Raw genomic sequence first — 25,542 nt, forward strand, 5'->3', positions numbered from 1 at the left:
GTGGGATATCTTCGTCTAGGCTGTCAGTTAGTCAGGACCTTAGTGTCATTCGAGGTAGCCAGGGAATGCACGACCTCTACAGCCACGATCCAGTGATCCTCATCGTCGATGACCAGGTCAGCCACATCCGGGTGCTGAGCGAGGCCGTGCGCGACCTGGCGGCCGTGCACATCGCCAATGGCGGCCCGGGGACCCTGGAGATCGCCCGGTCCTGCCGGCCCGATGTGGTGCTGCTGGACATCGAGATGCCGCAGATGAGCGGATTCGACATCTGCCGGCAGATCAAGGCCGATCCCAAGCTGTGCGACGCCTCGATCATCTTCGTCACTTCACACAGCGGGCCGGAGAACGAGCTGCAGGCCCTGGAGTCCGGTGCGCTGGGCTTCATCCAGAAGCCGCTCAACCTGGCGGTGGTGCGTGCCTACGTGAAGGCCCACCTGAGCCTGCGCGAGCAGGCCAAGCGCGTGGCCTACGTCGATGCGCTGACCGGCCTGCCCAATCGCGCGCTGCTGCAGGACCGCGCCATACAGGCGTTGCAGAAAGCGCGGCGGGGCCAGGGCAAGGTGGCGATGCTGATGCTCGACCTGGACAACTTCAAGCTGATCAACGATTCCATCGGCCACACCACCGGGGACCAGGTGCTGCGCGAGGTCGCATTGCGCCTTTCGGCCTCGGTGCGCACCGTCGACACCGTCAGCCGCCAGGGCGGCGACGAATTCGTGGTGCTGCTGCCGGATGTCCAGGGTTTCGACGCGGTGGGGGACTTCGCCGAGCGCCTGCTGTCGATCATCGGCCTGCCGCTGACCATCAACGGCGCCCGCTACGACCTCTCGGCCAGCATCGGCATCAGCGTCTACCCGGACGATTGCGACAACCTGGAATCCCTCTACCGCTACGCCGACTCGGCCATGTACCAGGCCAAGGTGGAGGGACGGAACCGCTTCCGCTTCTTCTCCGAGAAGATCGAGGCCAGCACCCGCGCCCGCCACATGCTCGAACGCCACATGCGCCGGGCCCTGGAGCAGCGGGTGTTCGAGGTGTTCTACCAGGCCAAGATCGACGCCGCCGATGGCCGCCCATCGGGCATCGAGGCGCTGATCCGCTGGCGCACCGCCGATGGCTCGCTGGTCTCGCCCGCCGACTTCATCCCCCTGGCCGAGGAAACCGGGCTGATCATCCCCATCGGCAAGTACGTGCTGCTGCAGGCCTGCAACGACGCCAGGCGTCTGCTCGACATGGGCTACCCGCTGTGCCTGAGCGTGAACATCTCCGCCGTGCAGTTCCGCGAGGAAAGCTTCCTCGGCATGGTCAAGGACATCATCCAGGAGTCGGGCTTGCCGCCCGACCACCTGGAGCTGGAGATCACCGAAGGCGTGCTGGCCCATGACATCGACCAGACGCGCAAGACCCTGCTGGCATTGAAGGAGGTGGGCGTGCGCATCGCCATCGACGATTTCGGCACTGGCTATTCGAGCCTCGCCTACCTCAAGCGCCTTCCCATCGACGTACTGAAGATCGACCAGAGCTTCGTCCGCGAGATGCTCACCGACCGCAGTGACGCGGCCATCATCGAGGCGGTCATCCGCCTCGCCCAGGCCCTGGGACTGGATCTGGTGGCCGAAGGCGTCGAGCATCGCGAACAGGCGCGGCTGCTGCTCGGGCTGGGCTGCCGGATCATGCAGGGCTACCTGTTCTGCCGGCCGGTACCCTTTCCCGAGGCCAGCCGCTTTCTCGCCGAGAACACCACCCACCCGCAACGCTGGCTCGACGCCGGCGATGGAGCCGGCCAATGAGCCGGCGCCTGTCCGCGCCGGTCTACAGCATGCTGGCCGTGGTCCTGGCCGGGATCCTGGCCACCGCGCTGGTGGCCAGCCAGCTGCAGCAGCACAACCAGCAGCGCATCCACGAGGCGCTGACGCGGGTCACCGACGCCATGGCCGATGCCGTGGTGCGTCGCCTGGGCCTCTACCAGTACGGCCTGCGCGGTGCCCGTGGCGCCCTGGTGACGGTTGGCGAGGCGGGCATCAGCCGCGAGCTGTTCAACCGCTACGCCCGCTCCCGCGACATCGCCTTCGAGTTTCCCGGCGCGCGGGGGTTCGGCCTCATCCGCAAGGTCGCTCAGGCCGAAGAGGCCGACTTTCTCCGCCTCGCCCGCGCCGACGGCAAGCCGGATTTCGCCATCCGCCAGATCAGCCAGCACGAGGGCGACCGCTTTGTCATCCAGTACGTGGAGCCGGTGGCCAACAATTCAGCGGCCATTGGCCTGGACATCGCCTCGGAAGCCAATCGGCGCGAGGCCGCGCTGGCCTCCATGCGCAGCGGCGAGGTGCGTCTCACCGCCCCCATCACGCTGGTGCAGGCGGTCGGCAAGCCGCTGCAGTCCTTTCTCATGCTGATGCCCATCTACCAGGGCGTGGCCGTCCCCGCGAGTGTCGATGAGCGCGAGCGGCAGCTCGTCGGCTGGAGCTACGCGCCGCTGCTCACCGAGGAGGTGCTCGACGGCCTGCAGGTGGATGCCCACACCCTGCAACTGCGCCTGCGCGACATCACCACGCCGGGCACCGCAGACGTGTTCTACGAAAGCGCCGCCTCCCCCGACGGCAGTCCCGAGGTGATGAGCCTGCGTGTGGAGCGCAGCCTCTACGGGCGCCATTGGGAGGTTGAGCTGGCCGCCTACCCGGCCTTCACCGCCCAGCTCAACCTGTTGTCACCCCGCCTGGCCTGGGGCGCCGGCCTGGCGCTGACCTGCCTGCTGGCCGCGCTGGTGGGGGCCAATGGCGTCAGCGGGTGGCGCAAGCAACAGGTGTTCGAGCAGCGCTCACGCCTGGCGGCCATCGTCGAAAGCTCCCCCGACGGCATCATCGGTCAGACCCTGGGCGGCGTGGTGACCAGCTGGAACGCCGGCGCCGAGGCGATCTTCGGCTACGACGCGGAGGAGGCCATCGGCCACACGCTCAAGGAGCTGATCGTCCCCGAGGCACGCGTCGATGAGGAGACCGACATCCTGCGGCGGGTCGGCCGGGGCGAGCGTCTCGCCCTGTTCGATGCCGAGCGCCACCGCAAGGACGGCAGCCTGGTCGATGTCTCGCTGTCCATCGCCCCCATCCTGGATCGCCAAAAGCATGTGGTGGGAATCTCCAAGACCGTACGCGACATCTCCGCGCAGAAGCGTGCCGAGGCCCGCATCCTCGAACTCAACGCCGGGCTCGAGGAACAGGTGGCGGCGCGCACCGAGGAGCTGACGGCGACCAACGTGCTGCTCGACAGCGTGCTCAGCTCGGCCTCGGAGGTGTCCATCATCGCCACCGATGCCGACGGCCTGATCCGCGTCTTCAATCGTGGCGCCGAGCGCCTGCTGGGCTACACGGCGAAGGAACTGGTGGGGCGGCAGACCCCTGCGCTGCTGCACGTCACCGAAGAGGTGGTCGAGCGCGGCCATGAACTCAGCGAGCGCTACCGGCAGCCGATCCAGGGCTTCCGCGTCTTCGTCCACGTACCCGAGCACGAGGGCGCCGAGGCACGCGAGTGGACCTACGTGCGCAAGGACGGAACGCGTTTCCCCGTGACCCTGGTGGTCACCGCCATCCGCGACGCCAGCGGCAGGCCCACCGGCTATCTCGGCATCGCCCTGGACATCACCGAGCGCAAGGCCGCCGAGCGCCAGCTGCAGGAAAGCCTGGCCACCACCCGCGCGGTGCTGGACACGGCGGTCAACCCGGTCATCACCTTCGGTCGCGACGGTCGCATCCAGTCGTTCAACCCTGCCGGTGGCGTGGTCTTCGGCTGCGACCCGCAGACCATGCCCGGGCGTCACCTGGAGGAGCTGGTGGACCCGGCCTCGCGCGAGGCCTTCGCCGAACTGATGGCCAGCTACACCGGCCAGGCCACCGGCACCGGGCCCAGCGGCCAGGAACTCTGGGGGCTGCGCGGCGACGGCAGCAGCTTCCCCATGCAGCTCACCCTGGCCGCCATGGGCACCAACGGCGAGCAGCGCCTGGTCTGCGTGGTCACCGACCTCACCCAGCTGCACCTGCAGCGCAAGAGCCTGCTGGCCGCCCGCGACCAGTTGCTGCTGGCCGCCGAGGTGGCCGAGCTGGGCATCTGGTCGTGGAACCTGGCCGATGACACGCTGCAGTGGAACGCCCGCATGTACGAGATCTACGGCCAGCCGCCCGAGCAGGGCGAGCGGGGCCTGCTGCTGGAGCACTGGCATGCCCGCGTGCACCCGGAGGATGTCGACCGGGTGGCCAAGCAGCTGCTCGCCGCCATCGACGGCAGCGCGCGCTACGAACCGATCTTCCGCATCGTCCGCCCCGACGGCCAGGTGCGCTTCATCCAGGCCGCGGCGCAGATCGAGCGCGACGCCCAGGGCCAGCCGACCAAGGTCACCGGCATCAACCGCGACATCACCGCCCAGCGCGAGCTGGAGTCGCGCCTCCTCGAGGCGCGCGACAAGGCTGACGCCGCGAGCGCCGCGAAGAGCTTCTTCCTGGCCAATATGAGCCACGAGATCCGCACGCCGATGAACGCCGTGCTGGGCATGCTGCAACTGGTCCAGGGCACCGAACTCAACGACCGCCAGCTGGACTACGTGCTCAAGGCGCAGACCGCCGCCCGCTCCCTGCTGGGGCTGCTCAACGACATCCTGGACTACTCCAAGATCGAAGCCGGCAAGCTGCAGCTCGACCCCCACGACTTCGAACTGGAAGCGCTGATGCGCGACCTCGCCGTGGTGCTCGCCGGCAACCAGGGCGACAAGGACGTGGAAGTGATGTTCGATCTCGACGCGCGCCTGCCGCAACGGCTGGTGGGCGACAGCTTCCGGCTGCAGCAGGTGCTGATCAACCTCGCTGGCAACGCCCTCAAGTTCACCAGCGTCGGCCAGGTGGTGGTGGGCTTCCGCCTGCTCGACCTGTTCGAGGGTTCGGTGCGGCTGCGGGTCTCGGTTAGCGACACCGGCATCGGTATCAGCCCGGAGCAGCTGGAGCGCATCTTCGACGGCTTCACCCAGGCCGAGGCCTCCACCTCGCGGCGTTTCGGTGGCACCGGCCTGGGGCTGGTGATCTGCAAGCGACTGGTCGAGCTGATGGGGGCCGAACTGAAGGTCGAGAGCCAGCCAGGCCAGGGCAGCCGCTTCTGGTTCGACGTGACCCTGGACCTGGCCGAGCCCGGTGCCCTGCGCGCCGCCTGTCCGGGCGTCGATGCGCCGCTGCGCCTGCTGGTGGTGGACGACAACCCGGTTGCCGGCGAGGTGCTGCTGCGCACCCTGCTGTCCCTCGGCTGGCAGGCCGAATATGCCTGCACCGGCGAAGCGGCCGTGAACCACGTGCGCGAGTCGGCGCAGCGGCTGGAACCCTTCGACCTAGTGCTGATGGACTGGCGCATGCCCGGCCTCGACGGCCTGGCCGCCAGCGAGGCGATCCAGGCCATGGCGGGCGAGCTGCAGGTGCCGCGCATCCTGATGATCACCGCGCACGGCAGCGAGGTGCTGGCCGATCGTAGCCAGCAGGGCAGGGCGCCGTTCGCCGGCTTCCTCACCAAGCCGGTCACCCCCATGCAGCTTGCCAGTGCCGTGCAGCGGGCCCTGGGGCAGGAGGATGCGCCGGTCACCGCCATCGAAAGGCCTCGGCAGCGCCTTGACGGGTTGCGCCTGCTGGTGGTGGAGGACAACGCGCTCAACCGCCAGGTGGCATCCGAACTGCTGGCGGGCGAGGGCGCCGAGGTGCGGCTGGCCAAGGGCGGCCTGGAGGGCGTGCAGGCGGTGCTCGGCAGCCTGAAGGCCTTCGACGCGGTGCTGATGGACGTCCAGATGCCCGACATCGACGGCCTCGAAGCCACCCGGCGTATTCGCGCCGACGGCCGCTACCCGGCGCTGCCGATCATCGCCATGACCGCCAACGCCGCGGCCCAGGACAGGCAGAGCTGCCTGGACGCCGGCATGGACGACCATGTCGGCAAGCCCATCGACATCCACCAGTTGGTGGCCACGCTGCTGCGCTGGACCCAGCCCGGTGCCGTCATCCGCGAAGCGCTCCCCCGTGTGGTGCCGGGGCAGGCAGCCGTGGTGGAGCCCCGCGAGTCCGTCCTGGCGCGCTTCGGTGGTAACCAGAAGCTGTTGATGACGGTGCTCGCCAGCTTCGATACCGAGATGCAGAAACAGATGCAGCGCCTGCGCGAGTCCGTCGCCAGCGGCGACCTGCGTACCGTGGTCGGCGTGCTCCATGGCCTCAAGGGCAGCGCCGGGACCATGGGGGCCAGCGCCCTGTGCCTGCGTTCCGGCGAGCTGGAGCAGCAAGGCCTGCACCTGGCTCCCGGGGAGGCCGCCGCCTTCCTCCACGAGCCACCCTGGGTCGACGAGCTGCAAGCGTTGCTGCAAAGCAGCAGCGCGGCGCTGGACCAGCTCTTCCCCGGCGCGGCCGTTCCCCAGGCCACGCCGCCACCACCCGTACGCGACCCGCGCTTCGAGCAGGTCGGGGCACAGGCCATGGCAGACTGGCAGGCGGCGCTGGGCAAGGTGATGGAGCTGCTGGAGACCGGCAGCCTGGCGGCCCTGGACCACACTGAACCGCTGTTGCACAAGGCTCCGCCACCCCTGCGCGAGGCCTGCCTGGCCTTCGTCCGCCTGGTGGACGAGCTGGACTTCGAAGCCGCCCGCGAGTGCGGGCTGCGCCTGCACCGGGGTGAGAGCCATGGATGAGCGGAGGGGCCCTGTGCGACGTCCGCGCCAGCAGGTATCGTGCGCACTTTCCCAGCTGTTCCCCAGGGTTTCGTCGCATGACCAGCACCTTCCTCCGCATCGCCATCCTCGGCCTCGGCGCCCTCTGCTCGGCCACCTCCTTCGCGCGGGTCGAGGTGGAGGCCGTCCAGCACAAGTCCGGGCCGATGCTGCTGGCCAAGGTTTCCGAAGACATCGCCCCCGGTGACTACGACACGCTGATGAAGGGCGTGCTCGGCAACCCCGGAAAATTCGTGCGCAAGATCGTCCTGCTGGACAGCATCGGCGGCAGCGTACCGGAGGCCATCCGCATGGGCCGCCTGCTGCGCGAGACCGGCTTCGACGCGCTGGTGCCCTCCACCGGCCTGTGCCAGGGCACCTGCGTCTACCTGCTGGCCGCCGGGCGCGGCAAGATCGTCAGCGGCTCGGTGGGCCTGCATCGCCCCTATTACGCCCATGGCGACTCCTCCCGCGACGAGGCGCTGTACAAGGGCGTGCGCTACAACTCCGCCGCCTATTTCAAGGAAATGAACATCCCGCCCAGCCTGCTGGAGGACATGCAGCGCACCGACCCCCGGCAGATGCGCGTGCTCTCGGCGGCGGAGCTGGCGCGCTACCGCCTCTCCGGAAAGTAGCCCCGCAGAAGCCGATCAAACGCCCTGTCGGTGAGGGGTTCCAGGCTGTCGGGCTTACTGTATAAAAGCCACAGGCCATCACGCAGTCGCCGGAACCACCGCCATGAGAGAAGAAGTCGAAACCACCAACGCGGTCTACAAGACGTTGCTGGAGTCCACCAGGGCGATCCCCTGGAAAATCGACTGGAAGACCATGAACTTCGCCTACATCGGCCCGCAGATCGAGGCGCTGCTGGGCTGGAGCCCGTCCAGCTGGATCAGCGTCGACGACTGGGCCGAACGCATGCACCCCGAGGACCGCGACGCCGTGGTCGCCTTCTGCGTCTCGCAATCCCAGGCCGGCACCGACCACGAGGCCGACTACCGCGCCCTCACCGCCGCCGGCGACTACGTGTGGATCCGCGATGTGGTGCACGTGATGCGCGACGAGGCGGGCGAGGTACAGGCGCTGATCGGCTTCATGTTCGACATCAGCGAACGCAAGCACGCCGAGCAGAAGCTGGTGGAGCTGCAGAAGCAGCTGGAAGAGTTCTCCTACAAGGACGGCCTGACCGGCGTGGCCAACCGGCGCATGGTCGACTCGACCCTGGACGTGGAGTGGGCCAACGCCCAGCGCACCCGGCAGCCGCTGTCGCTGATCCTCCTCGATATCGACTACTTCAAGCAGTACAACGACCACTACGGCCACATCCAGGGCGACGACTGCCTGAAGAGCGTCGGCCAGGCGCTGAGCGAGGCCGCCAACCGCCCACGTGACCTCGTCGGGCGCTTCGGAGGCGAGGAGTTCGTCCTCATCCTCCCGGAAACCGACGCCGACGCCGCCCGCCAGGTGGCCGAGCGCTGCCGCCGCCTGCTCCGCGAGCGCTGCATCCCCCACGAGAAATCCGGGGTCGCCTCGCTGCTCACCGTCAGCCTCGGCGTCGGCACCATCATCCCCACCCAGCACGACCAGGCGCTTGCCTTCGTCGAATCCGTCGACCGCCTGCTGTACCGGGCCAAGCAGGGCGGCCGCAACCGCTTCGAAGCCGGCCAGTGGACCGATATCGAGGCCCGACAGGAACAGGGCGGAACAGCCTCGTAGGTGGGCGCCGAGCGCAGCGAGGCCCAACGCAGCGGCCTTCACCCTTTCGCGAATGAATTCGCTCCCACGGCGGTGCATGGCGATGTGCCGTGACTGTCGGGTTTCACCCGACCTACGCCTTGGGCGAATTCATTGGCTCTGTCTGCGTTGGCTGTTTTGAACCTGATGCGAAGCGTCAAGTGCGGTGCTTTCCGGGGCGTCTATGACCCCCTGCCACGCCCACCGCGTGGGTTTCGCTTCGCTCTACGCCACCCTACGGAAACCACTCCGCCCCCCAAAGCGTGATGCGCACATCGATGAAGATTCCGGCGAGGACGTTGGAGCAGCAGAAACGCCCCTCCAGGAGGCCGAACGCAGTCGTTGCGTCGGGGGACGAGCGGCATGGATGCCGCGAGAGGCGCGCCAGGCCATGGATGGCCCATCGCGCCGGCCCCCAGACGCCACTTGTGGCGAACGCACTTCAGTGCGGCCCGAAGGGCGAGCGTAGCGAGTAACGACGACGCAGTCGGGCCGGATGATGGGGCAAGCCCTTTTGGTTTCTTTTGGGTGGTTCGGCACCCCGACGACTGCCAAAAGAAACTCGCCCGGGGGGGCGAAGCCAGAAGCATCAGCAAAGCTCGGCAATCAGCTGGGCTCGAAACCTTCTAGCAACACTTAACGCAGACAGAGCCAATGAATTCGTTCCCACGGCGGTAGCGGGTGCACCTCATGCTCGGCCTGGACCGCTGCGTAGGGTGGAGGTCGCTCTTCACCTCCACCAGCGGTGCCCACCCGGGCGGATGACGTCCAGCCCGTAGGTTGGCGCCGAGCGCAGCGAGGCCCAACGCTGGGGCCTTCGCCTTCTCGCGAATGAATTCGCGCCCACAGCAGCGCCCTGGGCGAACGAATTCGCCCCTACGACCCTGGCGGGGCCTTACGCGTCTACCGCCACTTCCACCGCCTCGCCGTTGAGCCGTGCCGGCCACACCCGCAGGCGCTGTTCGGGGTATTCCACGCAGCTGCCGTCCTCCAGGCGGAAGTGCTGCTTGTACAGCGGCGAGGCGATCACCAGTTCGCCCTTGATGTGGCCGAGCAGGCCGCGGCCGATGACGTTGGCGCCGGATTTCGGGTCGCGGTTCTCGATGGCGTAGAGGCGCTCGCCGTCCTCCGCCCCGGGCAGGAGGAAGAGGGCGACCTGGGCGCCATCGAGCCAGGCGACGACGCCGGAGTTGGCGACCAGGTCGCGGGCTGCGCAGAGCGTGCGCCAGGTGGGCTGGGACGTGGTTCGCAGGGCGTGGGGCTGGCTCATCAATTCACCTCCTCGGTGACGGGTATCAGGTGGAGTTCGCTGGCGGTCGCCGGCCGGCGCTGGCCGCGCTCGCGGACGAAGTGGATGTCCGGGTCGCCGCGCCGGTCGTTGACGAAGGTGCGGAAGCGCTTGAGCTTCTCCGGGTCCTTCAGGGCATTGGCCCATTCGCATTCGTAGCGGTCGATTACCTGCTGCATCTGCGCCTCCAGCTCGGCGCCCAGGCCCAGGCTGTCGTCGAGGATCACCGCCTTGAGGTAGTCCAGCCCGCCCTCCAGGCCCTCGCGCCACACCGAGGTGCGCTGCAGCTTGTCGGCGGTGCGCACGTAGAACATCAGGAAGCGGTCGATGGCGCGCACCAGGGCCTCGTCGTCGAGGTCGGTGGCCAGCAGCTCGGCATGGCGCGGGCGCATGCCGCCGTTGCCGCAGACGTAGAGGTTCCAGCCCTTGTCGGTGGCGATCACGCCAACGTCCTTGCTCTGCGCCTCGGCGCATTCGCGGGTGCAGCCGGAGACGGCGAACTTGATCTTGTGCGGCGAGCGCAGGCCCTTGTAGCGGTTCTCCAGGTGCAGGGCCATGGCCACGCTGTCCTGCACGCCGTAGCGGCACCAGGTGCTGCCGACGCAGGATTTCACCGTGCGCAGGGACTTGCCGTAGGCATGCCCTGTCTCGAAGCCCGCCTCGATCAGCTCGCCCCAGATGTCCGGCAGCTCGTGCAGCTGGGCGCCGAACAGGTCGATGCGCTGGCCGCCGGTGATCTTGGTATACAGATCGTATTTTTTTGCCACCTGGCCGAGGACGATGAGCTTGTCCGGGGTGATCTCGCCGCCGGCGATGCGCGGCACGATGGAGTAGGTGCCGTTCTTCTGCATGTTGGCCATGAAGGTGTCGTTGGTGTCCTGCAGCGGCACCAGCAGCGGGTCGGTGATCGACTGGTTCCAGCAGGACGCCAGGATCGAACCCACCGCCGGCTTGCAGATGTCGCAGCCGGTGTGGCCACGGCCATGGCGGGCCAGCAGTTCCTCGAAGCTGCGGATGCCTTCCACCCGCACCATCGCGCAGAGCGCCTGGCGGGTGTGGGCGAAGTGCTCGCACAGGCTCGTGTCGACGGCCACGCCGCGGGCGCCCAGCTCGTGCTCGAAGACCTGCTTGAGCAGCGCGGCGCAGCCCCCGCAGCCGGTGGCGGCCTTGGTCCGCGCCTTCAGCTCGCCCAGGTCGGTGCAGCCTGCGTCCACCGCGCAGCACACCGCGCCCTTGCTGACGTTGTGGCAGGAGCACAGGGTCGCGCTGGCCGGCAGGGCGTCGGCGCCCAGGGCCGGTGCGCCTTCGGAGCGGGGCAGGATCAGGCTCGACGGGTCCCGGGGCGGCTCGATGCCGTTCTGCGCGTACTGCAGCAGGGTGTCGTAGTAGCTGTTGTCGCCCACCAGCACCGCCCCCAGCACCCGCTTGCCGTCGGCGGACACCACCAGGCGCCGGTAGCTGGCGCTGGCCTCGTCGATGAAGCGGTAGCTGCGCGCGCCGGGCGTGGCGGCGTGGGCATCGCCGATGGAGCCGACGTCCACGCCCAGCAGCTTGAGCTTGGTGGACATGTCGGCGCCGGTGAAGGGTTCGTGGGGCTGGCCGGCCAGCAGCGCGGCGAGGTTGCGCGCCATGGCGTAGCCGGGGGCGACCAGGCCGAAGACGCTGCCGTTCCAGGAGGCGCACTCGCCGATGGCGAAGATCGTCGGGTCGCTGGTGCGGCAGTCGTTGTCGATCACCACGCCGCCGCGCGGGGCGATCTCCAGGCCGGCGGCGCGGCCGAGGGCGTCCTGCGGGCGGATGCCGGCGGAGAAGACGATCAGGTCGGTCTCGAGGAATTCGCCGTCGTTGAATCGCATGCGGTAGGCGTACTCCTCGCCGACGACGATCTCCTGGGTGGCGCGGGCCAGGTGCACGCCCACCCCAAGGGCCTCGATGCGGGCACGCAGGGCGGCGCCGCCGTCGGCATCGAGCTGCACCGGCATCAGCCGGGAGGCGAACTCCACCACATGGGCTTCCAGGCCCAGGGACTTCAGCGCGTTGGCCGCTTCCAGGCCGAGCAGGCCGCCGCCCACCACCACGCCACGCCGGGCGCAGGCGGCGGCCTCGCGGATGCCGTCGAGGTCGTCGAGGGTGCGGTAGACCAGGCGCGAGCGGCCCTCGGCACCGGGGATCGGCGGCACGAAGGGGTAGGAGCCGGTGGCCAGCACCAGGCGATCGTAGGGCTGGCGGCCCTCGGCGGTGACCACTTCGCGGCGTTCGCGGTCGATCTCCAGCACCGGCACGCCCAGGTGCAGGTGCACGCCGTGGCGGGCATGGAGGCCGGGCTCGCCCAGGGCCAGGGCCTCGGCGTCCTTGCCGGTGAAGTATTCGGAGAGGTGCACGCGGTCGTAGGCGCGCTGGCGCTCCTCGCCGTAGACATGCACCTGGTAGCGCGCCAGGGCACCGCGTTCGATCAACTGCTCCACGCAGTGGTGACCGACCATGCCGTTGCCGATGACGACCAGGATCTCGCTTTTGATCGGGGTGACGATGGCGTTCATGAGCCTTCCTCTGTCGAAGCCGCTGCCAGGGCCTGCGGAAAAAAATGCAAAAAAAAGCGCCTGGAACCGTCGAGCGGCTCCAGGCGCCTTTGCCTGGGATTCGTGGGTGTCGGGGAGGGCCGTGCGGGCTCCGTTGCCCTGGCCATCCGTCCCGCCGTGCTGGGTCATCGGCGACCGCGCGGGAGACCCCGAGGGAGAAATCCTACGGGGCCGACCAGGGAAAAGCAGGTTGCATGCCAGTTGCGTGAGAGGAGGGCGGCGGGGCGGGCGCGGCCCTTGCGGGGCAAGGTGCGCGGGGCTTGCCGTGGCGGGGGAGTCAGGCCGCGAACGGGGTGGCCGGCTGAACCATGATGGGGCGCCGGGGCACGCCGGTCCCCGTTTTGGAGCGGCACGCCGGGGCGGTCAGTTGAGCAGGTCGGGGTCGAGCATGTCGCATTCGAAGCTCAGCCAGCCGCCTTCGACGTTGGCGTCGCCGCCGGTGATCGGGCCGTAGTAGGTGAGGCCGATGTCCAGGGTGATGCAGACGTGGGTCGGCTCCTCCGGGGCCGCCAGCTGGCCCTTGAAGTGCACCTTCATCACGCCCGGGGAGACGGTCTCCAGGCCGATGTCCACGCGGGCGTTGTCCACCGCCTCGGCTTCACGCCCGAAGTGTTCGGCGCTGACGGTCAGGGTGGCGGTGTCTTGGTACATGCAGGGTCTCCAGCGATAGGCGCGCGCCCGGGGGCGAAAGGCCGCCAGGGTAATCCAGCGTCGCGGGCGCAGCCATCGCCGGATGAAAAAAACGCGACCCGCGCGTCAGATAGGCCGAACCCCCCGCCGTCGTCGCCTCTCGAACCCTCTACAGCCACAGAGGAGACGCGTCATGACCCAACAGGGCAAAACCGACCCCACGAACCGGCTCCGGCGTGACTCGCCCGAGGAGAGCCGCGGCCTGCCGGGCTACCCGAAAGAGCGCGATGGCGAGCGCGCGCGGCGCCAGGTGGGCGACGAGCTGGGCTTCGACCCCGACTCCCCCGATCTCGCCGACCCGCAGATCGACCCGCCCGGGCCGCCGCAGGTCCCCACCGGCGGCGACCACCCGGCCAGCCCACGCGCCCCCGGCAAGCAGTACCCGCCCTACGATTGAGCCCGCGCGCCCATCACTCGCGGGCTCCATCCGTCCGCCGGGGCGCCCCGTAGCCCGGGCTTCAGCCCAGGGAGAGGGGCGGGTGAGCGCTTCGCGAGCAGAGCTCGCTCCTACCTCAGCGCCCGGGGCGGGCGCCGTGCCCTGCCTTACATGCCCAGCGGCGCATTGGTCGCCACGCGCAAGGCCAGGCCTTCGTAGCCGTCCAGCTCCAGGCGCAGTTCGCCCTGTTCGGTGAGGTCGCCCTCCAGGCGCTCGTTGATCATGTCCACCACCGGGCCCGGCGGGACGTTGGGCAGCACGATGACCTCGCTGAGCGGCTCGGCACCGAAGTTCAGCGCGGTGACCTGGATGCCGCGCCCGGCGGGTAGCTCGTGGACCATCACCAGGAGCGCGGGGTGCTGCGTCTCGGGAATCAGGATCTGCCGGCTGGAGGCCACGCCGTAGGCGCGCCTCACGGCGAGCATGCGCCGCGCCTGGGCGGCGAAGGAGTCCGGGTCCTTGAGCTGTTCCACCAGGCTGCCGTAGAGGCTGCGCGCCTTGGGCATGCCTTCGCTGGAAAGCGTCGCCTCGGGCGCCAGGTCCGCCAGGTCGTAGGCGCCGCAGTGGATCCAGCGCGTGTCGCCGTCGGCCAGCAGCGGCTCCACCTGTTCGGGCGCCAGCGGCAGGGCGCCCACCAGGTCCCAGCCGGAGAGGGCGACGATGCCCGGCTGCATGGCGTTGAACATCAGCAGCAACAGGTGCACCTGGCGGATGCGTGCGATGTCCGCCTGGGTGATGGCGTCGAGATCACGGATGCCGAGGGCGGCGGTGATGATGCTCACCGTGGTGCAGGACACGCCGTTGGTGACGAACTTGAGGTTGTAGGGCGCGTCCTTGCCGGCCAGGCGCTCGTACATCTCGGCGCGGATGTGCTCGCGGAGGATGTTGCCCGGCAGGCTCTGGCCCTTGAACACGTAGGTGTCGTTGGCGTGGAGGGTCCAGAAGTGCACCAGCTCCAGGGTCAGCTCGTCGTGGTTCTGCAGGGCGTGGATCAGCGAGGCCGGGTCGATGCCGAAGGCATGCATCTGGTTGAGCATCAGGCGCAGGAACTCGGTGTCGCCGGTGAGCAGGGCGTGCTGGTAGGCCGGGCGGGTGATGAAGTCGTAGGAGAGGTCGGCGCCGCCCTGGGACATGGCGGCGATGTCGTCGAGGGTCAGGTTCAGCTCCTGGAAGCTGAAGCCGCCGGCCTTGCGGATCATGCCGCCGAGCAACTGGTTGCCGGTGACCGACAGCGGGTGGCTCTCCGACCAGGCGTTGCCCTGGGCACGCCGCTCGACGCCGAGGAAGCCGTTGGCATCCAGGCGCAGCACGCGGGCGCCGAGCACGTCGATGGAGTGCAGGGCGTCGCCGATGATCAGCTGTTGCGCGGCGAAGGTCGGGTCCAGCCAGTTCAGTGACGGCTGGCCTTCCTTGAAGTAGTGCAGGTAGACCCAGCGCCGCAGCTTGCCGTCCACGCCACGCACCGGCGCCGTGGCGCTCCAGTCGGTCTCCTTGACCCCGGGCTCGAAGAAGATCACCCGTTGCAGCTGGCCCACCAGGTAGTGGCGGTCGCGCAGGGCGTCCACCGTCTCCGGCGGCAGGTTCACCGCGTCGCGGCCCTCGGGCACCTCCGGCAGCAGCGGCCAGTCGGCCTCCTGGATCTCCACCATGTGGTAGATGCCGGGGTAGTCCCCATAGGCCATCTCCGCCAGGCGGAAGTCGGCGCCCTTGCCGGTGTGGGCGGGGATGCTGTCGTCGATGGTCACCGCGTTGTGCGCGGCGGCCACGCGGCTGAGGTGGACCTGCTGCTCGTCGGTGCCGAAGCGCGGGTCGATGTCCAGGCCGATGCGGTCGAAGTTGCCGTCCACGGTCGGCGTGTAGTCACGCCCGCGCAACCCGCCGGAGCGCTTCAGCGGCCCGGTGTGGATGCCCTGGATGCCGAGGTCGGAGAAGGCCGCCCAGAGGCGCTCGTCGCCCAGCGCCTCGAGCACCGAGCCGCCCTCGGCGGTGATGATCGAGGCGGGGTAGACGGTGACCCACACCGAGGCCACGGCGGTGACGCTGCGCGGCCGGGTCTGCGCATAGGGGTGTTGCCACAGCCGCGGCTGGCCGGCATACAGGCGCGCCCGCTGGCGCGCGGCTTCGAGCATGGAGTGTTCGACCAGCCAGGTGACCTGGTCGCTATCGGGGATGGGCATCGTTCGCTCCCTGGGTGGTGGGCCACCGGGAACGGGCCGGCAGCGCTTCCCTTGTTGAGAGCGATGGAGCGGGGGCTTTGTTCAGGTGATCTCAGACCACGCCCTGGCGGCGCAGCAGCTCCAGCACCTGCACCAGGCTCGGCAGCACGTCCAGGCACAGGGCGCGGGTCGCCTCGGGCGGCTGGCGCAGGTCCGGCACCATCAGCGTGGGCACGCCGGCGGCGTGGGCGGCGGCGACGCCGGGGATGGAGTCCTCGATGGCCAGGCAGGCGCCGGGGTGGCGGTCGATATGCCGGGCGGCGAGCAGGTACAGGGCCGGGTCGGGCTTGCCCAGGGGCACGTCGTCACGGGTGGCGACGGCGTCGAAGTAATGGGCGATGCCCCCCAGCCCCAGGTGCTCCTCGGCGGTCTCGCGGCCCGAGGAGGTGGCGATCGCCATGGGCCGGCCGCTGGCGCGCATGGCCTCCAGCAGCGGCACCACGCCTTCCTTGAGCGGCAGGCCGTTCTCCATGATCCGCGCCTTGTGGGCGAAATAGGCGGCGCCGAAATCCTTGAGCGGGAAGTTCTCGCCGTAGTGGTCGAACAGGCGCTGGCGGTAGGCCGGCCAGTCGATGCCCACCAGCGCCTCGCACAGCTCGGCGGCGCCCGCCAGGCCGAGGGCCTCGATGGCCGCCACGGTGCTCGCCAGGTTGATGCTCTCGGTATCCACCAGGGTGCCGTCCAGGTCGAGCAGGAAACCTTCGATGCGTGCCGCGTCCATTGCCTCTCCCCCGTTGACTGCTGCAGGACGGGCGACAGAATCGCATTCGCGGGCGGGCTGCGCCAAGGGGCGCAGCACCCTGTGGCGCTATCCAGCGCGCGCAGGGTGGATGACGCTCTTTTCATCCACCAGGCGGGGCCAATGGTGGTCTCTGACCGGTGGCCGGCAACGGCTTATTTTTCGCGATGAATTCGCTCCCACGATCGGTGGCTGGGGCCGGGCTTGGGGGCCACGCCTGGCCGCGTTCGGTGGACCGGTGGAGCGTGGTCCACCCTACGACGGTGCGGCTTTCGGGCACATGCATATCCGGCGGGTAGGGTGGATGGCGCTCTTTTCATCCACCAATCGGAGCTGATTGAGACCTCGGGCTGAAGCCCGGGCTAAGGGGAATCCATCGGCACGGGTCGGCCGTAGGTCGACGGTGGTTTCTAGCCCTCCAGGGCCGCGAAGTAGCGGGCCGGCGGCATGCCCAGGGCCTTCTTGAACATGGTGATGAACGCGCTCACCGATTCGTAGCCAAGATCGCCCGAAACCTGCTGCACCGTGGCGCCGCCGGCCAGCAGGCGCAGGGCCACCAGCAGGTGCAGCTGCTGGCGCCAGCGGCCGAAGCTGAGGCCGGTTTCCTTCTGCACCAGGCGCGCCAGGCTGCGTTCGCTCATGGCCACGCGCGCGGCCCATTGCGCCAGGGTGCTGCGATCGGCCGGGTCGTCGGCCAGGGCGGTGGCGATGAGGCGGATGCGCGGGTCGTCCGAGATCGGCAGCAGGTGCCGCTCGCGGGGCATGCGCGCCAGTTCGGCGAGGAGGAAACGCACCAGGTGGTCCGTGGCGCTGCCGGGCTCGTAGTCCCAGGGCAGCTCGGCGAGATGGCGGATGCCCTCGCGCAGCAGCGCCGTGATGCTCAGGGTGCAGCACTCGTCCGGCAGGTCCGCGCAGCCGGGTTCGACGAAGAGGAACCAGATGTGCGCGTTGGCGGTGGCGCGGTTGCTGTGGGGCGTGCCGCCGGGCAGCCAGATGGCGCATTGCGGCGGCACCATCAGCAGGGCGCCCGGCACCTCGCAGGTGACGCCGCCACGCAGCGCGATGATCAGCTGGCCCTTGCGGTGGCGGTGCATGGGCACTTCGCTGCGGCTGTCGGAGGTGTCGACTTTCATCGCCACGGCGGGGCGGTGGGAGAGGTCCGGGTCGATGCTGAGGGCGCGTTCCAGGGACATGGCGAATATGGCCGGATTTGAAAATCGATCGGCAATATATCCAGATTCAGCCGGTGCGTGTAGGCCGTAACGTAGCGGCCCACCCCTCTTCGGCCCGTTTCCATGTCCACCCGCACCCTGACCGCCTCGGTCGCCCGACCCGCCTTGCTGATCGTCGGCATCCTGCTCATCGCCGCCAACCTGCGCGCGCCCGTCACCGGCGTGGCGCCGCTGCTGGACCTGATCCAGCCGGCGTTCGGCCTGTCCAATGCCGAGGCCGGCATCCTCACCACCCTGCCGCTGCTGGCCTTCGCGCTGATCTCGCCGTTCTCCGCGTTGCTGGCCCGCGAGTACGGGCTGGAGCCCACGCTGTTCGGCGCGCTGATCCTGATCGCCGGCGGCATCGTCATGCGCTCGCTGGGGCCGGCCTGGTGCCTGTACCTGGGCACCTGGGTGATCGGCTCGGGCATCGCCGTCGGCAACGTGCTGCTGCCGAGCCTGCTCAAGCGCGATTTCCCCCGCAGCATCGCCAGCCTCACCGGCGCCTATGCGGTGACCATGGGCGTCGCCGCCGCCCTGGCGTCGATGGTGGCGGTGCCCCTGGCCCAGGCGGCCGAAAGCGGCTGGCGCCTGGCGCTGGGCTCGGTGATCGTCCTGCCGTTGCTGGCGATGGTGGCCTGGAGCCCGCAGCTGGGCCAGCACAGCGCGCCGGACCAGGGCACGCCGGGGCCGCTGCACGGCGGGCGCATCTGGCATTCGGCGCTGGCCTGGCAGATCACCCTGTTCATGGGCATCAACTCCTTCCTCTACTACGTGCTGGTGGGCTGGCTGCCGTCGATCATGGCCAGTGCCGGCTACTCACCGGCCGAGGCGGGCACCGCCCATGGCCTGCTGCAGCTGGCGTCGGCGCTGCCGGGGCTGGTGCTGGCGCCGCTGCTCAACCGCCTGCGTGACCAGCGGCTGATCGCCCTGGCCATGGCGCTGCTGGCCGGTGTCGGGCTGCTCGGCCTGCTGCTGGCGCCGGGCTGGTCGATCCTCTGGGCCATGCTCTTCGGCGCCGGGGCGGGCGCGGTGATCATCCTCGGCCTGACCTTCATCAGCCTGCGCGCCGGCAACCCGCAGCAAGCCGCTGCGCTCTCCGGCATGGCCCAGTGCGTGGGCTACCTGCTGGCCGCCTTCGGCCCGCCGCTGATGGGCCGCCTGCACGACGCCGCCGGCGGCTGGGGCCTGGCGCTGACGCTGTGCCTGGGACTGTCCCTGGCCATGGCGGTGGCCGGCTGGCTGGCGGGCAGGGCGCGGCAGATCGGCTAGGGCAGGGCGGGTTCTCGCCGCTGGACGGCCGTGCGCTGCCGGGGCCTGCGCGCTAGGATGATCGCCCCGAGAAACGGACCTTCCCATGACCCTGAAACAGCTCCTCGCCGCCTGCCTGGCCGTGCTCCTCACCGGCCACGCGGTGGCGGCCCAGACGGTGGACCCCAACAGCGTGCGCCTCAACGATCGCGTGCACGAGCAGCTGTCGCCGCAGGTGCTGGCGCGCATCCGCGCGGTGACCCAGGTGTTCGAGCCCATCGACGGCATCAGCTACGAGCGGGCGGTCGACCTCTACAAGCGCGACGCCGACCCCGAGGCCAACCTGGTGATCTTCGAGGAGATGGCGCGGGTCTACCGCGAGTTCTGCGCCAGCCGCTGCAGCCGACCCGAGGAGCGCATGGACGTCTACCGCCTGGTGTTGCTGCGCTCGATGTACAGCTCCGCGGAGACCCTGCGCCAGGCGCAGCTCGACATGCTGTCGAAGGCGGAGGCGCAGGCCATAGTCGACGCCTACCGGCTGAAGGCCATCCCCATCACCGTGGAAAAGCGCTAGCCGGCCACCCCTCACTCCACCGGTTCATAGGGCAGCCCCACGTAGTTCTCGGCGATGCTGGTGCGGCCGGCCTCGGAGCCGACGAAGTAGTCCAGTTCGGCCCGCTGCATGCGACGGCTGAAGGCGTCGGTGTCGGGGAAGCGGTGCAGCATCGAGGTCATCCACCAGGAGAAGCGCTCGGCCTTCCAGACGCGTTTCAGGCAGATTTCCGAATAGCGTGCGGTTAGGGCGTGGCGGCCTTCGCGGTACACGGCCAGGAGGATGCGATAGAGGGTGCCGACGTCGCTGGCGGCGAGGTTCAGGCCCTTGGCGCCGGTGGGCGGGACGATGTGCGCGGCGTCGCCCACCAGGAACAGCCGGCCGTGCTGCATGGGCTCCACCACGAAGCTGCGCAGGGGCGCGATGCTCTTTTCCAGGGAGGGGCCGGTCACCAGGCTCGCGGCGGTGTCGGCCGGCAGGCGGCGCTTGAGTTCTTCCCAGAAGCGCGCATCGGACCAGTCCTCCACCCGCTCTTCAATGCCCACCTGCACGTAGTACCGGGTGCGGGTCGGCGAGCGCATGCTGCACAGGGCGAAGCCGCGCTCGTGGGCGGCGTAGACCAGCTCCTCGGCCACCGGCGGGGTGTCGGCCAGCACGCCGAGCCAGCCGAAGGGGTAGACCCGTTCGAATTCCCTGAGCACGCCTGTGGGGATGGACTTGCGCGCCACGCCGTGGAAGCCGTCGCAGCCGGCGATGTAGTCGCAATCCAGGCGCAGTGTCTCGCCGTTGTGGGCGAAGGTGACGTGGGGACGGTCGCCCTGCAGGTCGTGCAGGGCCACCTCGGCTGCGTTGTAGAACGTGCGCGCCCCGCTGGCCCGGCGGGCGTCCATCAGGTCGCGGGTGACTTCGGTCTGGCCGTAGATCATCACCGTGCGGCCGGTGAGCCCCTTGAGATCGATGCGTTCGCGGCGGCCATCGAAGGCCAGTTCGAAGCCGTCGTGGACCAGCCCTTCACGGTCCATGCGCGTACCGACCCCGGCTTCGCGCAGCAGCTCGACCATGCCTTGTTCGAGCACGCCGGCGCGGATGCGGCCCAGCACATGATCGGCGGATTGGCGTTCGAGGATGACGGTGTCGATACCGGCCTTGTGCAGCAGCTGGCCGAGCAGGAGGCCGGAGGGGCCGGCGCCGATGATGGCGACTCGAGTCTTCATTGTTGTTGTCCTCATGGGGCCTCGGTCGGCACGTCGCCTGGCCCGTTGTTGTTGTGGTCCTCTGTATTTTTGGTGGATGGTCGGCGCCTTTGAAGGCACTATCCGGTTGGTTTTATGGACTTTTCGAGGTTTTCATGTCGCAGGTTTCCCCGGTTCCGGTGTTCCGCCTCTACGGCGAGACCCGCGCCTGGCCGACGCCGGACCTGATCCATTGCGAGTCGATCCCCGAACGCAGCGCCCTGCACGATTGGGAGATCCGCCCCCATCGGCACGGCGAGCTGGTGCAGGTGCTCTACGTGCAGGGCGGTACGGCGGAGCTGGAGGTGGAGGGCGTGGTCAACCGCGTCGAGGTGGCCGCGCTGCAGGTGGTGCCGGCGCTCTGCGTGCACGGCTTCCGCTTCTCGGAGGACATCCGTGGCTACGTGTTGAGCCTGGCGCTGCCGCTGGTGGACCAGCTCGGCGCGGCCCTGGACGAACCGCCGCTGGCCCGCGCCGCCTGTTATCCGGTGGCGGGGCAGAAGCGCTACCTGGACGCGCTGTTCGAATCCCTGGCCCAGGAGTACGGCGACCAGGCGCCGGGCCGCGAACTGATGCTGCAGTCGCTGATCAGCGCGCTGCTGGTGTGGGTGGGGCGCCGCTCGCTGGATCTGTCCCGCGCCGAGGCCCCGGTGCAGGACCGGGGACGCGAGCACCTGCAGCGCTTCACCCGCCTGCTCGAAGCCCATTACCGCGAACACCGCCCCATCGACTGGTACGCCGCGGCCCTCGGCATCAGCGCCGCCCACCTCAACGCCCTGTGCCGGCGCCTGGCCGGCCAGTCCGCTCTGCAGATGATCAGCGCGCGCCTGCTGCTGGAGGCCAAGCGCTGCCTGGTCTACACGGCGATGACCATCAACCAGGTCTCCGACAGCCTGGGCTTCTCCGAACCGGCCTACTTCTCGCGCTTCTTCAAGCGCGGCACGGGGCTGTCGCCCAAGGCATTTCGCATACGGCGGTAGGCCCGGCTCCGTGGTCCGGGTGGGCTCAGCGGCGTAGGTTGGCGCCGAGCGCAGCGAGGCCCAACGCAGCGATGTTCAGCCGTGTTGCGTTGGGCTTCGTACCTCAGCCCAACCTACGAGGCTGGTGTTTCCCGGCCACGCTGCAGGGCCAGCGCCATGGCCAGGCGTTCGAGGCCGATGCCGAAGCCGGCGCCTTCGGGGTAGGCGCCGCCGCCCACCACCTGGCGCTGGTTTTCCAGCACGGGGCAACGCACCTCGAAGCCCTGGCCGCCCAGGTAGTAGCTCAGCCCGCGGCTGGCACGCAGGTCCAGCTCGTATTCCAGCCCGAGTGAGTCGAGGAAGCCGATGCACAGCGCCTGGCTGCGGGCCAGGCCGCGTTCGGGGTCGCCAAGCACTTCGACGCCCAACTGGGTGAATTCGCGGTAGCGCAGGGCTTGGGGGCGCTCGTAGCGGTAGCAGCGCGCTGCATAGAAGAAGGTGGCTTCCCGGCGCCCGGCCAGCAGGAGGGCGCTGCGCTCCTGGAACAGCGCGGTGGCTTCGGGGATCAAGCAGCAGGGGCGCCCGGCCTTGTCGTCGAAGGCCCACATCTGGCCCATGATCTCGCTGCCGCCGGTTTTCTCGATGAAGGTGTCCTGGCCCCACAGCGCGGGGACTATCGCTTCCTCAGCCCCGGCGTCGATGAAGCCAGCTCCGGAAGCGGCCCTCGATCTCGCGCATGGCTTTGGCTTCTTCGCCGGTGATGATCCGGGTTCCTCGTAGCATGGTCATTTCTGGTTCCTCTCTGGTTTTCTACAGGCATGAAAAAAGGCGCCCTTGGGCGCCTTTGCGTGTCCATCGCAGCCGATTCAGTCAGCTTGCAACGGGCATGAGCAATCACGGCGCCCGGAGGGGGAGCCGTGATGATGGATGCGGTTGTTCGGGAAGCTGTTCATGGCGCGAATCCTGGCATGGGCTATCGTTCGCCGGCAAGGGGGACTCGGAATTGATCGCCGGGTTGCACCCGACCTACAGGCTCCGCGCTTCCCGGCGGCAATCATTTGTAGGGGCGACTTCAGTCGCCAAGCAGGCCGCAGGGCTGCCCTGGCTCCGCGTTCCCCGGTGGCACCGTTCGGTGGACGAAAAGAGCGTCGTCCACCCTACGTATCGGTCGGCTTTGTGGCTTGGGTTGGGCACGGTGCCGTAGGTTGGCGCCGAGCGCAGCGAGGCCCAACGCAGCGGGGTTCGGCCGTGTTGCGTTGGGCTTCGTGCCTCAGCCCAACCTACGGGAATCCGCGCTTCCCGGTTGCATCGCTTGGTGGACGAGAAGAGCGTCGTCCACCCTACGCATCGGTCGGCTCCGTGGCTTGGGCGGCCGTTTACCAGTGGAAGGAGACCGAGCCCAGCAGGCTGCGTTCTTCGCCCCAGTAGCAGCGCCCGGCGTTGTTGCAGCCGGCGACGTATTCCTTGTCCAGCAGGTTCTTGGCGTTCACCTCGGCGGACCAGTTGTCGTCGATGGTGTAGCCGATGGCAGCGTCCAGCAGGGTGACGTCACCGGTGTCCAGCCGGCCGTACAGCGAGGCCGGGGTGTAGGCGAAGGTGCTGTCGAAGTGGCGCACGCCACCGCCGATGCGCAGGCCCTTGAGGGCGCCGTCGAGGAAGCGGTAGCTGGCCCAGGCCGAGGCCTGGTTGCGCGGCACGCCGGTCATCTGGTGGTCTTCGAGCAGCGAGCCCTGGGCGTCCCTGGTGATGCGCGAGTCGGTGTAGGTGTAGGCGGCGGTGAGGTTGAGGTTCTCGGTCAGGTCGCTGTTGAGTTCCAGCTCGACGCCCTTGGCGCGGCTCTCGCCGACCTGGCGGTAGTCGTTGGCGGCGCTGTCGAAGATCACGTCGTCGGTCTTGCGCAGGTCGTAGACGGAGGCGGTGAAGGTGGTGTTCCAGCCCCTGGGCTCGTACTTGATGCCGGCCTCGTACTGCTCGGCGGTGGTCGGGTCCAGGGGGCCGGAGCGGCTGGAGGTCTGTTGGGTCGGGGCGAAGGCCGTGGAGTAGCTGACGTAGGGCGAGAGGCCGTTGTCGAACTGGTACATCAGGCCGGCCTGCCAGGTGAAGTCGGTGTCCCAGTAGTCGAGGTCGGCAGCGGCGTTGGTGGTGCCGGGCTTGTTGCGGTACTGGCTGTTGACCCGGTCCAGGCGCCCGCCGAGCAGCAGGACCCAGTTGTCGTAGCGGGTCTGCAATTGGCTGTAGGCGGCGTACATCGACTGGTCGAGCTGGGCGTTCTGGATGTGCACGGGAGTGGTCGGGCGGGTGGTCCAGACCGGGTCGAAGACGTTGACCAGGCCGCCGGCGCCGGCATCCCAGTTCTGGTTGAACGAGGTGCGGTCGAGGCTGGCGCCGAGCAGCACGGTGTGGTCGAAGTCGCCGCTGGCGAAGTGGCCTTCGAACTGGTTGTCCAGGGAGTAGGCGATGGATTTGTTGGTGCGGTCGTAGGCGGTGTAGGCGAGCGTGGTGCCGAAGCCGCCGGCGTTGAGGCTGCCGGGCCACATCTCGTGGCGGTCGATGCGCGACTGCATGTAGCGCGAGTTCTGGCGGAACTGCCAGGTGTCGTTGAGCGTGTGGGAGAACTCGTAGCCGAGGGTCCAGGTCTCGCGCTCGAACTTGTCCCAGTCGGGGTGGCCGAGCAGGGTGTCCTTGTCGATCTTGCCGTTGGGGTTGTGCAGCAGGGTGCCGGCGGCAGGGTAGCCCAGCTCCATCAGGGTGCGGTCGCGCTGGTAGGTCGAGAGCAGCGTGAGCGAGGTGGCGTCGTCGAGGTTCAAGGTCAGCGACGGGGCGATGTAGAGGCGGTCGTCCGGCTGGCCGTCGACCTGGGTGTCGGCGTTGCGGCCGAGCAGTACCAGGCGGCCGAGGATGTTATCGCCGTCGGCCAGCGGGCCGGAGACGTCGATGCCCAGCTGGCGCCGGTCGTGGCTGCCGTAGGTCAGCTCGACTTCGCCGCGCGGGTTGGCGGTGGGGCGCTTGCTGACCATGTTGACCACGCCGCCCGGGGCATTCTCGCCGTAGAGGATGGAGGTCGGGCCACGGAACACCTCGACCCGCTCCAGGCCGTAGGGCTCGCTGGTGGAGTCGTAGCGGTTGCCCTGCATGCGCAGGCCGTCGCGGAGCAGGCCGTAGCCCCAGTCGGTGGCGTTGAAACCACGGACGAAGAACAGGTCGCCGGCCTGGCCGTCACCGGCGGCGAAGGGCGGGGCGTAGATGCCGGGCATGTAGCCGAGCACGTCGGTGAGGGTCTGGGATTTCTGGTCCTCCATGCGCTGGCGGGTGACCACCGATACCGAGCGCGGCGTGTCGGCCAGGGCGGTGGCGGTCTTGCCGGCGGTGGTACTGACTTCGGCGCGGTAGCCGGTGTCGCCCTGGCCGAGGCCGTTGGCGAGGCCGCTGCCGACGATGGCGGTCGGCGCCAGTTGCATCGCGCCGTCCTGGGGAGCCGGCTGCAGGACGAAGCCGCCGTTGCCCTGGTCGACGGCCTGCAGGCCGCTGTCCTGCAGCAGTATGGCGAGGCCCTGGGTGACGCTGAAGCGGCCGTGCAGGCCGGCGCTGGCCTTGCCGGCGGCGAGGCTGTTGTGGCCGGCGAGGTAGATGCCGGCCTGGCTGCTGAATTCATTGAGCGAGGCGACCAGGGGGCCCGGTGCGATGTCGTACTGGCGCTCGGCGACGCCCTGCTGCGCGGTCTCGGCCCGGGCCATCGAGGTGGGCAGCGGCGCGACGCCGAACAGGGCCACCGGGATGGCGAGCGCGAGTGGGCGCAGGGCGAAGCGGAGGGTCGGGTTGGCGAGCAAGTGCATGGTGTCCCCTGGAAATGTTCGGTGGCCGATGGCGGTGTTGTCTGGTTGAACCGAACGAGAAATGAAAAGGGGAACCGCTCGCTGGAAAATATTTTCCTGGGTGTCG

17 protein-coding genes are annotated in these 25,542 nt (G+C 69.0%); 8 read left to right on the forward strand and 9 right to left on the reverse strand.

What is annotated here, in order from left to right; all coding sequences use genetic code 11:
- The first annotated feature begins 65 nt into the window (after positions 1-65).
- The 4 genes from WFQ67_RS25020 to WFQ67_RS25035 all read left to right on the forward strand — a co-directional run bounded on the left by WFQ67_RS25020 (position 66) and on the right by WFQ67_RS25035 (position 8,431).
- The gene (locus WFQ67_RS25020; protein WP_213629417.1) at positions 66-1,793 is read left to right on the forward strand and encodes a putative bifunctional diguanylate cyclase/phosphodiesterase; all 1,728 of its coding nucleotides are present in this window, start codon (positions 66-68) and stop codon (positions 1,791-1,793) included.
- Positions 1,790-6,697, forward strand: coding sequence for a PAS domain-containing hybrid sensor histidine kinase/response regulator (locus tag WFQ67_RS25025; protein ID WP_337058498.1), 4,908 nt, complete (start codon positions 1,790-1,792; stop codon positions 6,695-6,697). Before WFQ67_RS25020 ends, WFQ67_RS25025 begins: the two co-directional genes overlap by 4 nt.
- Before the next feature lie 77 nt (positions 6,698-6,774).
- A complete protein-coding gene (locus WFQ67_RS25030) occupies positions 6,775-7,350 on the forward strand; it encodes a hypothetical protein (RefSeq protein ID WP_337058499.1) in 576 nt (191 codons plus the stop codon).
- 103 nt (positions 7,351-7,453) lie between these two features.
- Positions 7,454-8,431 (forward strand): sensor domain-containing diguanylate cyclase, encoded by a 978-nt coding sequence (locus WFQ67_RS25035; RefSeq protein WP_337058500.1) that lies wholly within the window; start codon positions 7,454-7,456, stop codon positions 8,429-8,431.
- Positions 8,432-9,344: 913 nt separating this feature from the next.
- Here the strand turns inward: WFQ67_RS25035 and nirD are convergent.
- From nirD to WFQ67_RS25050, 3 genes are all read right to left on the reverse strand, one after another.
- Positions 9,345-9,719, reverse strand: coding sequence for a nitrite reductase small subunit NirD (gene nirD, locus WFQ67_RS25040; protein WP_285961976.1), 375 nt, complete (start codon positions 9,717-9,719; stop codon positions 9,345-9,347).
- A complete protein-coding gene (gene nirB, locus WFQ67_RS25045; RefSeq protein WP_337058501.1) occupies positions 9,719-12,277 on the reverse strand; it encodes a nitrite reductase large subunit NirB in 2,559 nt (852 codons plus the stop codon). The genes nirD and nirB overlap by 1 nt, the downstream gene beginning before the upstream one ends.
- 402 nt (positions 12,278-12,679) lie before the next feature.
- Positions 12,680-12,967: a hypothetical protein gene (locus WFQ67_RS25050; RefSeq protein ID WP_213629429.1), complete on the reverse strand. Its 288-nt coding sequence runs from the start codon at positions 12,965-12,967 to the stop codon at positions 12,680-12,682.
- A gap of 172 nt (positions 12,968-13,139) precedes the next feature.
- Here WFQ67_RS25050 and WFQ67_RS25055 point away from each other — a divergent pair, with 172 nt between their 5' ends.
- Complete coding sequence (locus tag WFQ67_RS25055; RefSeq protein WP_263153871.1) at positions 13,140-13,403, forward strand: DUF6021 family protein; 264 nt, start codon at positions 13,140-13,142, stop codon at positions 13,401-13,403.
- 146 nt (positions 13,404-13,549) lie between these two features.
- On the opposite strand, the gene treS is transcribed toward WFQ67_RS25055, so the two are convergent.
- The 3 genes from treS to WFQ67_RS25070 all read right to left on the reverse strand — a co-directional run bounded on the left by treS (position 13,550) and on the right by WFQ67_RS25070 (position 17,590).
- On the reverse strand, positions 13,550-15,619 hold the full coding sequence (gene treS / locus WFQ67_RS25060; protein ID WP_337058502.1) for a maltose alpha-D-glucosyltransferase: 2,070 nt from the start codon (positions 15,617-15,619) through the stop codon (positions 13,550-13,552).
- Between the two features lie 91 nt (positions 15,620-15,710).
- The gene (locus tag WFQ67_RS25065; RefSeq protein ID WP_337058503.1) at positions 15,711-16,379 is read right to left on the reverse strand and encodes an HAD family hydrolase; all 669 of its coding nucleotides are present in this window, start codon (positions 16,377-16,379) and stop codon (positions 15,711-15,713) included.
- A gap of 428 nt (positions 16,380-16,807) precedes the next feature.
- Positions 16,808-17,590 carry an AraC family transcriptional regulator gene (locus WFQ67_RS25070; RefSeq protein WP_337058504.1) on the reverse strand — a complete coding sequence of 261 codons (783 nt, stop codon included), beginning with the start codon at positions 17,588-17,590 and terminating at the stop codon, positions 16,808-16,810.
- A 102-nt stretch (positions 17,591-17,692) separates the two neighbouring features.
- Here WFQ67_RS25070 and WFQ67_RS25075 point away from each other — a divergent pair, with 102 nt between their 5' ends.
- Together WFQ67_RS25075 and WFQ67_RS25080 are read left to right on the forward strand one after the other, a co-directional pair.
- Positions 17,693-18,880: an MFS transporter gene (locus WFQ67_RS25075; RefSeq protein WP_337058505.1), complete on the forward strand. Its 1,188-nt coding sequence runs from the start codon at positions 17,693-17,695 to the stop codon at positions 18,878-18,880.
- An 85-nt stretch (positions 18,881-18,965) separates the two neighbouring features.
- On the forward strand, positions 18,966-19,433 hold the full coding sequence (locus WFQ67_RS25080; protein ID WP_337058506.1) for a hypothetical protein: 468 nt from the start codon (positions 18,966-18,968) through the stop codon (positions 19,431-19,433).
- 11 nt (positions 19,434-19,444) lie between these two features.
- On the opposite strand, the gene pobA is transcribed toward WFQ67_RS25080, so the two are convergent.
- On the reverse strand, positions 19,445-20,626 hold the full coding sequence (pobA, locus tag WFQ67_RS25085; protein WP_337058507.1) for a 4-hydroxybenzoate 3-monooxygenase: 1,182 nt from the start codon (positions 20,624-20,626) through the stop codon (positions 19,445-19,447).
- Positions 20,627-20,760: 134 nt separating this feature from the next.
- On the opposite strand from pobA, the gene WFQ67_RS25090 reads away from it, so the two are divergent.
- Entirely contained in the window at positions 20,761-21,624 is an 864-nt protein-coding gene (locus WFQ67_RS25090) for a helix-turn-helix domain-containing protein (RefSeq protein ID WP_337058508.1), read from the forward strand.
- Between the two features lie 113 nt (positions 21,625-21,737).
- Here the strand turns inward: WFQ67_RS25090 and WFQ67_RS25095 are convergent, their stop codons facing one another.
- Together WFQ67_RS25095 and WFQ67_RS25100 are read right to left on the reverse strand one after the other, a co-directional pair.
- Positions 21,738-22,304, reverse strand: coding sequence for an ATP phosphoribosyltransferase regulatory subunit (locus tag WFQ67_RS25095; protein ID WP_337058564.1), 567 nt, complete (start codon positions 22,302-22,304; stop codon positions 21,738-21,740).
- 675 nt (positions 22,305-22,979) lie between these two features.
- Complete coding sequence (locus WFQ67_RS25100; protein WP_337058565.1) at positions 22,980-25,337, reverse strand: TonB-dependent siderophore receptor; 2,358 nt, start codon at positions 25,335-25,337, stop codon at positions 22,980-22,982.
- Between the last annotated feature and the right edge of the window lie 205 nt (positions 25,338-25,542).

The organism is Pseudomonas sp. USHLN015, assembly GCF_037153275.1.
GTDB classification, from domain to species: domain Bacteria; phylum Pseudomonadota; class Gammaproteobacteria; order Pseudomonadales; family Pseudomonadaceae; genus Metapseudomonas; species Metapseudomonas tohonis.